At 74.4% G+C, this 15747-nt stretch carries 2 protein-coding genes and 1 pseudogene; all 3 read right to left on the bottom strand.

What is annotated here, in order from left to right:
• The coding region (locus tag GA0070558_RS32005; protein WP_141722406.1) for a type I polyketide synthase at positions 1-2507 on the bottom strand (2507 nt) is incomplete at its 3' end.
• Positions 2508-2754: 247 nt separating this feature from the next.
• Entirely contained in the window at positions 2755-3612 is an 858-nt protein-coding gene (locus GA0070558_RS32010; protein ID WP_091287100.1) for a metallophosphoesterase family protein, read from the bottom strand.
• Between the two features lie 312 nt (positions 3613-3924).
• Positions 3925-15729 (bottom strand): annotated as a pseudogene (locus GA0070558_RS32015) (type I polyketide synthase); the annotation flags it as partial.
• Positions 15730-15747: the final 18 nt, after the last annotated feature.

Here is a 15747-nt window from a genome sequence, read left to right on the forward strand (position 1 = left end):
AACGTGTCCACCCCCGCAGCCCGCAACGCCGCCACCCCGTCGGCAAACCGCACCGCCTCCCGCACATGCCGCACCCAGTAGTCAACGCCACAGATCTCGTCAGGATCGGCCAGCGCCCCAGTCACGTTCGACACGACAGGCAGCTCGGGCGCGGCGAAGGTCAGCCGCGACAGCACCGCCCGGAACTTCGCCAGCATCGGCTCCATCAACGGACTGTGAAACGCGTGACTCACCGCCAACCGACGGGTCCGCACCCCCCGACCCCGCCACGCCCGCTCCACCACGTCCAAGGCGTCCACCGCACCCGACACGACGACAGAAGCCGGGCCGTTCACCGCCGCGATGCCCACCCGATCGGACAACCCGTCCAACGAGGACAACACGTCCGCCTCGGCCGCATTGACCGCCAACATCCCACCACCGGCCGGCAACGCCTGCATCAACCGACCCCGCGCCACCACCAACGCACACGCATGCTCCAGCGACAACACCCCCGCCACATGCGCCGCCACGATCTCACCAACCGAATGACCACCCACGAAATCCGGCACCACACCGAACGACTCCACCAGACGGAACAGGGCCACCTCAACCGCGAACAACCCCGCCTGCGTGAACACCGTCGAATCCAGCAGCCCCGCCTCAGCGGAGCCCTCCGAAGCGAACAACACCGACTTCAACGACTGCGGCAACCCACGATCCAGGTGCCCACACACCTCGTCCAACACCGACGCGAACACCGGGAACGACGCGTACAACTCCCGACCCATCCCCGCCCGCTGCGCGCCCTGACCGGAGAACAACACGGCGAGGGGACCCCGGTCGACAGCGCGGCCGGCGACGACCGCGCCGGACGGCTCGCCCGCCGCCAGGGCACGCAGCCCGGCGAGGAGATCGTCGCGGCCCGTCGCCACGACCACCGCGCGACTGTCCAGGGCAGCGCGGGAGGTGACCGACGACCACGCCACGTCCACGGGACGCGCGTCGGCGCCGGCGTCCAGCCAGGCCGCCCAGCGGCCCGCCTGCGCGGCGAGGGCGGCGGGGTGCGCGGCGGAGAGCAGCACCGGCACCGCCGGGAGTTCCCGCGCGGGGGCCTCGGTCGCGGCGGCCGGCTCGGGCGGCGGGGCCTGTTCCAGGACGAGGTGGGCGTTGGTGCCGCTCATGCCGAAGGAGGAGACGGCGGCGCGGCGGGGCCGGCCGGCGTCCCCGGTCCACGGGCGGGCCTGCGTGAGCAGGGCGACCGCGCCGCCCGTCCAGTCGACGTGCGGCGTGGGCTCGTCGGCGTGCAGGGTCGCCGGGAGCAGCCCGTGCCGCATCGCGAGGACCATCTTGATCACCCCGGCGACCCCGGCGGCGGCCTGCGTGTGGCCGAGGTTCGACTTCAACGAGCCGAGCCAGAGCGGCCGGTCGGCGGGCCGGTCCCTGCCGTACGTGGCCAGCAGCGCCTGCGCCTCGATCGGGTCGCCGAGCCGGGTGCCGGTGCCGTGCGCCTCCACGACGTCCACGTCGGCCGGGGTGAGGCCGGCGTTGTCGAGGGCCTGGCGGATGACGCGCTGCTGGGCGGGGCCGTTCGGGGCGGTGAGGCCGCTGCTGGCCCCGTCGGAGTTGACGGCGCTGCCCCGGATCACGGCGAGCACGGGGTGGCCGTTGCGGCGGGCGTCGGACAGCCGCTCGACGAGCACCATGCCGACGCCCTCGGCCCAGCCGGTGCCGTCGGCGTCGGCGGAGAACGCCTTGCACCGGCCGTCGGCGGCCAGCCCCCGCTGGCGGGAGAACTCGACGAACCCGCCGGGGGTGGCCATCACGCTGACGCCGCCGGCCACGGCGAGGGTGCACTCGCCGTCGCGCAGGGCCTGACCGGCCAGGTGCAGCGCGACCAGCGACGACGAGCAGGCGGTGTCGATGGTGACGGCCGGCCCCTCCAGGCCGAACGAGTAGGCGAGCCGCCCGGAGATGACGCTGGCGGCGGTGCCGGTCAGCACGTAGCCTTCGGCGCCCTCGGGGAGGCGGCGCAGCACGGAGGCGTAGTCCTGCCCGGCGGTGCCGACGAAGACGCCGGTGCGGCTGCCGCGCAGCGACCCGGCGTCGATGCCGGCGCGTTCGAACACCTCCCAGGTGGTCTCCAGCAGCAGCCGCTGCTGCGGGTCCATCGCGAGGGCCTCGCGGGGGGAGATGCCGAACAGGGTCGGGTCGAAGTGGCCGGCGTCGTCGAGGAACCCGCCCCGGTCGCTGTACGAGGTGCCGGGGTGGTCGGGGTCCGGGTCGTACAGCCGGGCCAGGTCCCAGCCCCGGTCGGTGGGGAACGGGCCGGTCGCGTCGGTGCCGGCGGCCACGAGGTCCCACAGGTCCTCGGGGGAGCCGACGCCGCCGGGGAACCGGCACGCCATCGCGACGACGGCGATCGGTTCGGCTTCGGCGCTCTCCAGCTCCCGCAGGCGCCGGTGCGCCTGGCGGAGCTCGGTGGTCACCCACTTGAGGTGTTCGAGGAGCTTCTCTTCGTCCGCCATGACCCACCCGCCCGGAGCTTGCTACCGATCGATTCCGCCGAACACTGAGGAAGCCACCACCGCAGGCATCCGGCCCTGGGAATTGCCGGTATCCGACCCTCACCGTGAGTGGACGGTACTGAGCGCGCTACGGCGGCCCAACCCCTACGGGACCCCTCATTCAGCCCCCGCGCGGCGCCTCCCGGAGGGGCGATAACCGCAGGATGAGGCCGGTGGGAGGGCCCTCGGGGACGCCCGTTCCCGGCGGTCAGCCGTGGGGTCGGGCGGGGGCCGGGAGGATCTGGCGGAGCCGCCCCGGCGGGGTGGCGCGGCGACGCCACTCGCGCGGGTAGCCGACGGACACCTCCTCGAAGCGGACGCCGTCATACCAGGTGGTGCGCGGGATGTGCAGGTGGCCGTAGACGGCGACGCGGGTGTCGTAGCGCAGGTGCCAGTCGGCGGTCAGGTCGGTGCCGCACCACTGGGCGAACTCGGGATAGCGCAGGACCCGGGTGGGCTCGCGGACCAGCGGGTAGTGGTTCACCAGGATGGTGGGCAGCCCGCCGCGCTCGGCGTCGAGCCGCCGCTCGGTCTGGATCACCCGCGCCCGGCACCAGGCGTCCCGGCTCGGGTACGGGTCGGGGTGCAGCAGGATCTCGTCGGTGCAGACCACGCCGGTCTCGTGCGCCCGCGCCAACGCCTGCTCCCGGGTGTACGTCCCCGGGGGCCGCCACGTGTAGTCGTACCCGACGAAGAGCGGGGCGATCAGGACGGGATCCCCGTCCGGGTCCCACACCGGGTACGGATCCTCCGGCGTGACCACGCCCAGGCTGCGGCACAGCGCGACGAGGTGGCGGTAGCGTTCCTCGCCACGCAACTGGACGGTGTCATCGCGGGGCGTCCACAGTTCGTGGTTGCCCGGCGCCCAGATCACCCTGGCGAACCGGTCGCGGAGCAGGCCGAGCGCCCACTCGATGTCCTTGGCGAACTCGCCGACATCACCGGCGATGATCAGCCAGTCGTCGTCGTTGTCGGGGCGCAGGGCCTCGACGATGGCCTTGTTCTCCGCGTACACGACGTGCAGGTCGCTGATCGCGAGGAGCTGGCCGCCCTGGGAGCCGGTCACAGGGCACCTCCCGTGTCTCCGGGCACCCGCGCGCACCCCGCCTCCGCCCGTCCCGCGCCAAGCGGGACGACAACCTGTCGGGCTCCGACCCTACGGAGCCCGGCAGGAGCCGACACACCCCTAGATCCACCCACCAGACCCCTAGCCCCACCCTCCCGGCCACCCTCCCGGCTCTCCCCCGGCGGTCTCCCCCCGGTGATCAAGAGGTTTGCGTCATCGTCGAGATCAACTTTGACGCTTTTCTCTTAATCACCGGGGCGGGGGCGGGGGCGCGGGGCGCGGGGTGGGGCGGCGGCACGGGGTGGGGTGGGGTCAGGACTTGCCGAATTCGCGTTGGATGATGGCGAAGATGTCGTCCTCGGTGGCGGTGGACAGGTCGTCGGCCACGGCTGCGGCCTCGGCCGGGGCAGGCGGCGCGAGAGCCGGCGAGGCCGGATCGAGCGAGGCCGGATCCAGCGAGGCGGGGGACGGCGACGACGGGGCGGTGGCGGCTCGCCAGTGGGCCAGCAGAGCCTCCAGGCGGCGGGTGATCTCCGAGTCGTCGCGCCGGTCGGCGGGGACGGTCCGCAGCAGCTCGTCGAGCCGTTCGATCTCGGCGACGACCGGGGTGGCCGCACCGTGCGGCACCAGCTCGGCGCGCAGGTGCTCGGCGAGCGCGGCCGGCGTCGGATAGTCGAAGACGAGGGTGCTGGGCAGGGCGAGGCCGGTCTCGGCGGTGAGCCGGTTGCGCAGCTCCACGGCGGTCAGCGAGTCGAAGCCGAGTTCCAGGAAGCCCCGGGCGGCACGGATCGCCGCCGGGGTGCGGTGCCCCAGCACGGTGGCGGCGGTGCCGCGTACCAGGTCGAGCAGGATGCGGTCCCGCTCGGTGTCGCCGGCGGCGGCCAGCCGGTCCCGCAGCTGCTGCGGGGCACCCGAGTCCGCCGGCGGCTCCGGTCGGTCGGCCGTGCCGGCCTCAGGGATGCCGCCGAGCAGGGGGCTGGGTCGCAGGGCGGTGAACGAGGCGGCGAACCGGTCCCAGGCGACGTCGGCGACGACGACGCTCGTGTCGTCCCGGTCGAGGGCCGCCTGCAACGCGGTGACCGCCAGCTCCGGATCCATCGCCGGCAGCCCCCGGCGGCCGAGCTGTTCCTGCTGCTCGCCGTGCGCCATCCCCGCGCCGGCCCACGGGCCCCACGCCACTGTGGTGCCGGCGGCACCCCGGGCGCGCCGCCGGGCCACCAGCCCGTCGAGGTACGCGTTGGCCGCCGCGTAGCCGGCCTGCCCGGCCGAACCCCACACCCCCGCGATGGACGAGAACACCACGAACGCGTCCAGCTCCGGCAGCAACGCGTCGAGGTGCGCCGCCCCGTCGACCTTGGCGCGCAGCACGTCGCGCAGCTCGTCGGCGGTCAGCTCGCCCAGCGGGGTGGAGTGCGCCGCGCCCGCCGCGTGCACGACGGCGCGCACCGGGTCACCGGCGGCGGCGAGGCCGTCGAGCAGCGCGCCCAGCACCGACCGGTCCGCCACGTCACACGCAGCCACCGTCACCCGCGCCCCACGCGCCCGCAACCGCTCCGCCAACTCCACCGCACCCGCGGCCCGCTCACCGCGCCGGCTCACCAACACCACATGCTCGGCACCCGCCCCGACCGCCCACCCGGCGACCCGAGCACCCAAGGCCCCGGTGCCGCCGGTCACCAGCACCGTCCCCGACAACCGGAACTCCCGCCGCGCAGCCTCACCACCAGCACGGGCCAGCCGCCGCACGAACAACCCCGACGACCGCACCGCCACCTGATCCTCGACACCCGCCGCCAACACCTGACACACCCGGCGCACCGCCCGGCCGTCCACCACCTGCGGCAGGTCCACCAGGCCACCCCACCGTCGTGGCTCCTCCAACGCGGCCACCCGGCCCAGGCCCCAGGCGGCAGCGGCGACCGGGTCGACCGGCGCGTCCGACGCACCCACGGACACCGCGCCCCGGGTCACCCACCACACCCGGCCGACCAGGTCGGCGGCGGCCAGCGCCTGCACCGCCCCCAGCGCCTCGCCCACGCCGACGCCGGCCAGCGACAGCAGCGACACCACACCGGCGACCTCGCCGACGTCGCGGAGCGACTTCGCCACCAGTTCGCGGTCGTCCGCCGGGCCGTCGAGCGTCAACGTCCGGACCTTCGCCCCGGCCGAGACGATCCCCTCGGTCACGGCCGCGAGCACCGGGGCATCGACCCCGTCGTACGGCACCAGCACCAGCCAGGTGCCGGTCAGTGCCCCCGAGGTGTCGGGCACGGCCTGCCACTCGACGCGGTAGCGCCACGAGTCGACGGTGGACCGCTGCTGCCCCGCCCGCCGCCACCGGGCGAGCTTCGGCAGCAGGTCACTCAGCGACTGCTCCGCCGCCAACTCCGCACCGAGACCGGTCAGGTCCTCCCGCTCCACCGCCGCCCAGAACCGCTCGTCGGTCGCCGAGCCCCCGGTGGTGCTCACGGCGGCGGCCGGCGGCACGTCGTGCAGCCAGTAGCGCTGGTGGTGGAAGGCGTAGGTGGGCAGGTCCACCGTGCGGGGCCGACCACCGGTGTGGGTGAACCAGGTCGCCCAGTCCACGGGCGTGCCGGTGACGTGCAGCCGGGCGAGGGCGGTGACCAGGGCGGTCGTCTCGTCCTGGTCACGGCGCAACGCCGCCACCAGGTGCACCGGCCGCTCCGCCGGAACATCGGCCGCCATCGCCGTCAACGTCGCATCCGGCCCCACCTCCACAAAGCTGCTGACACCCAACCCCAGCAGGGTGGTGATCGCATCACCGAACCGCACGGCCTCCCGCACATGCCGCACCCAGTAGTCCGGGCTGCTGATCTCGGCCGCCTCCGCCACCCGCCCGGTCAGGTTCGACACGATCGGCAGCCTCGGCGTCTGCCAGTCCAGACCCGCCAGAACCGTCCGGAACTCCGCCAGCATCGGTTCCATCAACCGCGAATGGAACGCGTGACTGACCGGCAGCCGCTTCGCCCGCCAGCCCCACCCGGCACACTCCCCCGCGACCCGATCCAACTCGGCCACCGGCCCCGACAACACCACTGCCCGAGGCCCGTTCACCGCCGCCACATCCACACCGCCGCCGGCCAGCGCACGCACCTCAGCCTCAGGCGCGCCGACCGCCAACATCCCGCCACCAACAGGCAACGCCTGCATCAACGAACCCCGCGCCGCCACCAGCCTGCAGGCGTCCTCCAACGACAACACACCCGCCACATGGGCGGCCGTCACCTCACCGATCGAATGCCCCACCAGATAGTCAGCCGTCACACCAAACGAGGCCAACAGCTCGTGCAACGCCACTTCCAGAGCGAACAGACCCGCCTGCGTGAACGCCGTCTGATCCAACAGGGCCGCCAGATCGGAACCCGGCTCCGCGAACACCACCTCCCCCAACGGATGATCGAGGCGGCCCGCGAACAGGGCACACACCCGGTCGAACGCCTCCGCATACACCGGGAACCGGTCATACAGTTCACGACCCATCCCCGGCCGCTGCGCACCCTGACCCGTGAACAACAACACCCGACGACCCGAGACCACCTCACCGGTCACCACACCCGGAACCGCCGCGCCAGCCGACAACGCGTCCAGACCGGACAACAGGTCGTCCCCGGTCGCGCCGAGGACGACCGCCCGGTGCTCCAGGGCAGCGCGGGCGGTCGCCAGTGACCAGGCGACGTCCGTCGCCGTCGGCCCCGCGTCGGATCCCAGGTGCTCGGCGAGCCGGGTGGCCTGCGCGGCGAGGGCTTCCGGCGTACGCGCCGACACCAGCCAGGGCACCACGGGCAGCTCGACGGGCCGGGACGGCTCGGCCTCGACGGGCTCCGCCTGCTCGAGGATCACGTGGGCGTTGGTCCCGGAGATGCCGAACGAGGAGACGGCGGCCCGGCGCGGGCGGTCCACCACCGCCGGCCACTCGCGGCGCTCGGTCACCAGCGTGACCGCGCCCGACGTCCAGTCCACCTTCGTGGAGGGCTCGTCCACGTGCAGGGTCGCCGGCACCACGCCGTGTCGCAGGGCGAGGACCAGCTTGATGATCCCGGCGACGCCGGCCGCCGCCTGCGTGTGGCCGATGTTCGACTTGATCGACCCCAGCAGCAGCGGTGTCTCCCGCCCCTGCCCGTACGTCGCCAGCAGCGCCTGCGCCTCGATCGGGTCACCGAGGGTCGTGCCCGTCCCGTGCGCCTCCACCACGTCCACGTCCAACGGGGACAATCCCGCCGACGCGAGGGCCTGCCGGATCACCCGCTGCTGCGACGGACCATTCGGCGCGGTGAGACCGTTCGACGCCCCGTCCTGGTTCACGGCGGAGCCCCGCACGACCGCGAGGACCCGGTGACCGTTACGCCGGGCGTCCGACAACCGTTCGACGAGGAGCACCCCGACGCCCTCACCCCAGCCGGTGCCGTCCGCCGACTCCGCGAACGACCGGCACCGCCCGTCGGCGGAGAGGCCGCCCTGCTTCGCGAACTCGACGAAGGTCGCCGGTGAGGCCATGACCGTCACGCCGCCGGCCAGGGCCAGGTCGCACTCGCCCGAGCGCAGTGACTGCGCAGCCAGGTGCAACGCCACCAGCGACGACGAGCACGCCGTGTCGACGGTGACCGCCGGCCCCTCGAACCCGAACGAGTACGCCACCCGCCCCGACAGGACGCTGGTCGCGTTGCCGGTGAGCAGGTGGCCGCCGACCTCCTGGTCCCGGCCCATGGCCGTGGACGCGTACCCCTGGAAGCTGGCACCCGCGAAGACGCCGACCCGCTCCCCCTTCAGGCGGGACGGGTCCACGCCCGCCGACTCGACCGCCTCCCAGGAGACCTCCAGCAGCAGCCGCTGCTGCGGGTCCATGGCGAGGGCCTCGCGGGGGGAGATGCCGAAGAACTCGGCGTCGAACGCTCCCGCGTCGTAGACGAAGCCGCCCTGGCGGGGGAACGAGGTGTCGGACAGCCGGCCGTCGAGGAAGCTGTCCCAGCCCCGGTCGAGGGGGAAGTCGGAGATGCCGTCGCGCCCGGCGGCGAGCATGTCCCACAGCTGGTCGGCGGTGTCGACTCCGCCGGGCAGGCGGCAGGCCATGCCGACGATGACGATGGGGTCGTCGTCGACGGCCGCGCCCCGCTCCCGCTCCACCGCCCCAGCCGGGGTGCCGGTCAGCTCGGCGGCCAGGTGGGCGACGAGCGCCAGCGGCGTCGGGTGGTCGAAGACCAGGGTGCTGGGCAGGGCGAGGCCGGTCTCGGCGGTGAGCCGGTTGCGCAGCTCCACGGCGGTCAGCGAGTCGAAGCCCTGCCGCTGGAACGCCTGGTCGGCGGGGACGGCGTCCGGCGTGGCGTGCCCGAGCACCGCGGCCACCTGGGCGCGCACGAGGTCGAGCAGGTACGCGTCCCGTTCGGCGGTCGTCAGGGTGGCGAGCCGGCGGCCGAGCTGCGCCTGTTCCTCTCCCGCATCGGCGTCGGGTGACGCGGGCCGCGCCTCGGGGATCTCGTCCAGCAGAGGGCTGGGTCGCAGGGCGGTGAAGGAGGCGGCGAACCGGTCCCAGGCGACGTCGGCGACGACGACGCTCGTGTCGTCCCGGTCGAGGGCCGCCTGCAACGCGGTGACCGCCAGCTCCGGATCCATCGCCGGCAGCCCCCGGCGGGCCAGTTGCTCCTGCGCCTCGCCCTGGACGGCCATGCCGGCACCCGCCCACGGGCCCCACGCCACGGCTGTGGCGGCGGTGCCCTGGGCCCGTCGGCGGACGACGAGGGCGTCGACGAAGGCGTTGGCCGCCGCGTAGCCGGCCTGCCCGGCCGAACCCCACACCCCCGCGATGGACGAGAACACCACGAACGCGTCCAGCTCCGGCAGCAACGCGTCGAGATGCGCCGCCCCGTCGACCTTGGCGCGCAGCACCTCGCGCAGCTCGTCCGGCGTGACGTCGGCAAGCGGGGTGAACTGGGGTGCTCCGGCGGCGTGCACGACGGCACGGACGGGGTCGCCCGCGGCGGCGAGGCCGTCGAGCAGCGCGCCCAGCGCCGACCCGTCCGCCACGTCACACGCAGCCACCGTCACCCGCGCCCCGCACGCCCGCAACCGCTCCGCCAACTCCACCGCACCCGCGGCCCGCTCACCACGCCGACTCGTCAACACAAGGTGTTCTGCCCCGACATCCACCGCCCACCGCGCCACCCGGGAGCCCAACGCCCCGGTGCCGCCGGTGACCAGCACCGTCCCCGACAACCGGAACCCCCGCCGCGCAGCCTCACCACCCGCACGGGCCAGCCGCCGCACGAACAACCCCGACGACCGCACCGCCACCTGATCCTCGACACCCGCCGCCAACACCTGACACACCCGGCGGACCACGCGAGCGTCCACCACCTCCGGCAGGTCCACCAGGCCACCCCACCAGCCCGGCAGCTCCAACGCCGCCACCCGACCCACGCCCCACACGGCCGCCGCGACCGGGTCGACCGGGGTGTCCGACGCACCCACGGACACCGCGCCCCGGGTCACCCACCACACCCGGCCGCCCAGGTCGGCGGCGGCCAGCGCCTGCACCGCCCCCAGCGCCTCGCCCACGCCGACGCCGGCCAACGACAGCAGCGACACCACACCGGCGATCTCACCCGGGCGGGGCAGCGCGGCCCGCAGCCGCTCGGCCGCGTCGTCCCGGCTCGTCCCCGCCGGGTCGAGGCTGACCGTCAGGACCTCCGCGCCGTGCGCGGCCAGGCCCTCGGCAAGAGGGTGGTCGCCCTGCGCCGGGGGCACCAGGACAAGCCACCTCCCGGTCAGCCCTTCCGACGGTACGGCCGGAGCGGGCCGCCACTCGACGCGGTAGCGCCACGAGTCGACGGTGGACCGCTGCTGCCCCGCCCGCCGCCACCGGGCGAGCTTCGGCAGCAGGTCACTCAGCGACTGCTCCGCCGCCAACTCCGCACCGAGACCGGTCAGGTCCTCCCGCTCCACCGCCGCCCAGAACCGCTCGTCGATGTCGTCGCTCGCTCGCGAGGTGCCGCCGACGGCCGATACGGGCTCGGGCCAGTACCACCTGCGGTGGAAGGCGTAGGTGGGCAGGTCGACGGTGCGGGGCCGGCCGCCGCTGTGGGTGAACCAGGCGGCCCAGTCGATCGGCGTGCCGGTGACGTGCAGCCGGGCCAGGGCCGTGACCAGCGCCGTCGTGTCGGGCTGGTCACGGCGCAGCGCCGCCACCAGATGCACCGGACGGTCGACGGGCGTGTCGGCCGCCATCGCCGTCAACGTCGCATCCGGCCCGACCTCCACGAACGACGTCACGCCCAGCCCGTGCAGGGTGGTGATCGCGTCACCGAACCGCACGGCCTCCCGCACATGCCGCACCCAGTAGTCCGGGCTGCTGATCTCGGCCGCCTCCGCCACCCGCCCCGTCACGTTCGACACGACCGGCAACCTCGGCGTCTGCCAATCCAAGCCGGCCAGGACCGACCGGAACTCCGCCAGCATCGGCTCCATCAGCCGCGAGTGGAACGCGTGACTCACCGGCAACCGCTTCGCCCGCCAACCCCGCCCGGCACACTCCCCCGCGACCCGATCCAACTCGGCCACCGGCCCCGACAACACCACCGACTGCGGACCATTCACCGCCGCCACATCCACACCGTCACCGGCCAGCGCACGCACCTCAGCCTCAGGCGCGCCGACCGCCAACATCCCGCCGCCGGACGGCAGCGCCTGCATCAACGAACCCCGCGCCGCCACCAGCCTGCAGGCGTCCTCCAACGACAACACACCCGCCACATGGGCGGCCGCGACCTCGCCGATCGAATGACCCACGAGATAGTCGGCCGTCACACCAAACGAGGCCAGCAGCTCGTGCAACGCCACTTCCAGAGCGAACAGGCCCGCCTGCGTGTACGCCGTCTGATCCAACAACCCCGCCAGGTCGGAACCCGGCTCCGCGAACACCACCTCCCGCAACGGACGGTCGAGCTGACCCACGAACAGGGCACACACCCGATCGAACGCCCCCGCATACACCGGGAACCGGCCATACAACTCCCGACCCATCCCCGACCGCTGCGCACCCTGACCCGTAAACAACAACACCCGACGACCAGACGAAACCTCACCCGTCACCACACCCGGAGCGGTCCCCCGCGCAACGATCGCCTCCAGCCCGGACAACAGGTCGTCTCGACCCGCACCCAGCACGACCGCCCGATGCTCCAGAGCAGCCCGCGACGTCGCCAGGGACCAACCCACGTCGACCGGCGACAACCCGGAACGCTCCCGGACGGAATCCGCCAGCCGCGCCGCCTGCCCACCGAGGGCCTCCGCCGAACGCGCCGACACCAACCACGGCACCACCGGCAGGCCGACGGAACCGGCCGAGTCGACCTCGGCCTCCACCGGATCCGCCTGCTCCACGATCACGTGCGCGTTCGTGCCGGAGATCCCGAACGACGACACCGCCGCCCGACGCGGCCGACCCACCACCGGCCACTCACGCGACTCCGTCACCAACTCGACCGCACCAGACGACCAGTCCACCTTCGTGGAGGGCTCGTCCACGTGCAGGGTCGCCGGCACCACGCCATGCCGCAGGGCGAGGACCAGCTTGATGATCCCGGCGACGCCCGCCGCCGCCTGCGTGTGGCCCAGGTTCGACTTCACCGACCCCAGCAGCAGCGGTGTCTCCCGCCCCTGCCCGTACGTCGCCAGCAGCGCCTGCGCCTCGATCGGGTCACCGAGGGTCGTGCCCGTCCCGTGCGCCTCCACCACGTCCACGTCCAACGGGGACAATCCCGCCGACGCGAGGGCCTGCCGGATCACCCGCTGCTGCGACGGACCATTCGGCGCGGTGAGACCGTTCGACGCCCCGTCCTGGTTCACCGCGGAGCCCCGCACCACGGCGAGGACCCGACGGCCGTCCCGCCGGGCGTCCGACAGGCGCTGCACCAGCAGCACCCCGACGCCCTCGCCCCAACCCGTCCCGTCCGCCGACTCCGCGAACGACCGGCACCGCCCGTCGGCGGACAGTCCCCGCTGCCGGGAGAACTCGACGAACGCGCCGGGGGTGGCCATCACGGTGACGCCGCCGGCCAGCGCGAGGTCGCACTCGCCCGAGCGCAGTGACTGCGCAGCCAGGTGCAACGCCACCAGCGACGACGAGCACGCCGTGTCGACGGTGACCGCCGGCCCCTCGAACCCGAACGAGTACGCCACCCGCCCCGACAGGACGCTCGCGGACGCCCCGGTGGCGCCGTAGCCGGCGAGCTGTTCGCCGCCGTTGCGGATGAGGTTGTCGAAGTCCTGCCCGTTGGTGCCGGCGAAGACGCCGACGCGACCGCCGCGCAGCGCGAGGGGGTCGATCCGGGCGTCCTCGATCGCCGCCCAGGACACCTCCAGCAGCAGCCGCTGCTGCGGGTCCATGGCGACGGCCTCGCGGGGGGAGATGCCGAAGAACCCGGCGTCGAACGCCCCCGCGTCGGCGAGGAACGCCCCCTGCGTCACGTACGACGCCCCGGGGTGCCCGGGGGCGGGGTGGTGCAGCGCGGTCAGGTCCCAGTGCCGGTCGACGGGGAAGTCCGACATGGCGTCGACGCCGTCGGCGAGCAGCCGCCAGAACTCCTCCGGCGAGCCGACCCCGGCGGGAAAGCGGCAGCCCATGCCGACGATGACGATCGGGTCGTCGTCGACGGGGCGTACGGCCGGGGTCGTCGCGGACGGCGACTGCCCGCCCAGCAGTTCCGCGCGGATGTGGGCCGCCAGGGCGGTGGGGTTGGGGTGGTCGAAGGCGAGCGTGGCGGGCAGGGTGAGCCCGGTGGCGGCGTCGAGCCGGTTGCGCAGCTCGACGGCGGTCAGCGAGGTGAAGCCGAGGTCCCGGAAGGCGCGTTCGGCCGGCACCCGGTCGGCGCTGTCGTGGCCGAGCACCGCCGCCACCTCGGCGCGCACCAGGTCGCGGAGGGTGTCGAGCTGCTCGGCGTCGGTGAGCCCGGCGAGGCGGTCCCGCAGGGCACCGCCACCGGCTGCCCGGTCGGCGGTGGCGGCGTCGGTGACCTGCGGCGCGGTCAGCAGGCCCCGGATCAGCGGGTCGGGGCGGCGGCCGGCGGCGCTGCCCGCCACCCGGTCCCAGTCGACGTCGGCGACGACGAGGTGGATCTCGTCGTCCTCCAACGCGCCGGTGAGGGCGCGGACGGCCGTGGCGGGATCCATCGCCCCGAAGCCGTTGCGGGCCATCCGGTGTTCGAAGTCGCCTGCGCTGACGCCACCGTCGGCCCACAGCCCCCAGGCGATGGCGGTGGCGGGCAGCCCCTCGGCTCGGCGGCGCTGGGCGAGGGCGTCGAGCCAGGCGTTGCCGGGGGCGTAGTTGGCCTGCCCGGGTCCGCCCATGGTGCCGGCGAGGGAGGAGAACAGCACGAACGCGGACAGCTCGTGGTCCCGGGTCAGCTCGTCGAGGTTGCGGGCCGCGTCGACCTTGGCGCGCAGGGCGGTCGCCATCCGGTCCGCGGTGAGGGCGTCGACCACGGTGTCGTCGAGCGCCGCAGCCGTGTGCACGACGGCGGTGAGCGGCAGGTCGGCGGGGATCGCCGCGAGCAGGTCGCGCAGGGCGTCCCGGTCGGCGGCGTCGCAGGCAGCGACGGTGACGCGGGTGCCGAGGGCGGTCAGTTCCTCGGCGAGGGCGGCAGCGCCGGGGGCGTCGGGGCCACGGCGGCTGACCAGCAGCAGGTGATCGGCCCCGGCCGCCGCGAGGGCGCGGGCGACGTGCCCGCCGAGCGCGCCGGTCCCGCCGGTGACGAGCGTGGTGCCGCGCGGGGTCCAAGCGCGTGCGGGGGTGGCGGGCCGCCGGGCACGGGTCAACCGCCGGGCGTACGTGCCGGTGGCGCGCACCGCGAGCTGGTCCTCCGCGCGCTCGCCGCCGAGCAGCCGGCGCACCTGTCGTACGCCGCGCGCGTCGGCGGTCGGGGGCAGGTCCACGAGCCCGCCCCAGCGTTGGGGGTGCTCGGCGCGCAGCACGCCGCCGAAGCCCCACAGGGTCGCCTGGTCGCAGTCGACGGCCCGGTCGCGGGGGTCGACGGAGACCGCGCCCCGGGTGGCGATCCAGAGCCGGGCGGGGATCGCGGCGTCGCCGAGGGCCTGGGCGAGGGCGACGGTGTGGGCGAGGCCGGCGGGCACGGAGGCGGCGTCGGGGTGGGCGCCGGTGGGGAGGCCGAGCAGCGACAGAACGGTGCCGGGTCGCCCCTGGCCGTCTGCGTACGCGTCGGCGAGGTCGCGGGCGAGGCCGGCCCGGTCCCGGTCGGCGGCGACCCGCAGCACCCGTACGCCGGGCGCGGCGAGCGCGCTCGCCCACTGTCCGGCCGCCCCGTCGTCGGGCACGAGGGCGTCGTCGGGCATGAGGGTGTCGTCGGGCACGACGAGCAGGAGGTCGTCGGCCTGCCGCCGGTGGTGGTCGGCCAGCGGCTGCCAGGTGACCCGGTACCGCCACGAGTCGAGGCTCGACCCGGCGGGGGCGGTGCCGTGGGGGCGGGTGCGAGCGTCGAGCCAGTAGCGCTGGTGGTGGAAGGCGTAGGTGGGCAGGTCCACGGTGCGGGGCCGGCCGCCGGTGTGGGTGAACCACGCCGCCCAGTCCACGGGCGTGCCGGTGACGTGCAGCCGGGCCAGGGCGGTCACCAGCGCAGTCGTGTCGGGCTGGTCGCGGCGCAGCGCCGCCACCAGGTGCACCGGACGGTCGACGGGCGTGTCGGCGGCCATCGCCGTCAACGTCGCGTCCGGGCCCACCTCCACGAACGACGTCACGCCCAGCCCGTGCAAGGTGGTGACCGCATCACCGAACCGGACGGCCTCCCGCACATGCCGCACCCAGTACTCGGGGTCAGTGATCTCCCCCGCCTCGGCCACCCGGCCGGTCACGTTCGACACGACCGGCAACCTCGGCGCACGCCAGTCCAGGCCAGCCAGGACCGCCCGGAACTCGGCGAGCATCGGCTCCATCAACCGCGAATGAAACGCGTGACTGACCGACAGCCGCTTCGCCCGCCAACCCTGCTCGGCACACCGCTGGGCGATCACGTCCAGGTCGGCGACCGGCCCCGACAGCACCACGGACTGCGGACCATTCACCGCCGCCACATCCACACCGTCACCGGCCAACGCACGCACCTCAGCCTC

The organism is Micromonospora haikouensis, from assembly GCF_900091595.1.
GTDB classification, from domain to species: Bacteria; Actinomycetota; Actinomycetes; order Mycobacteriales; family Micromonosporaceae; genus Micromonospora; species Micromonospora haikouensis.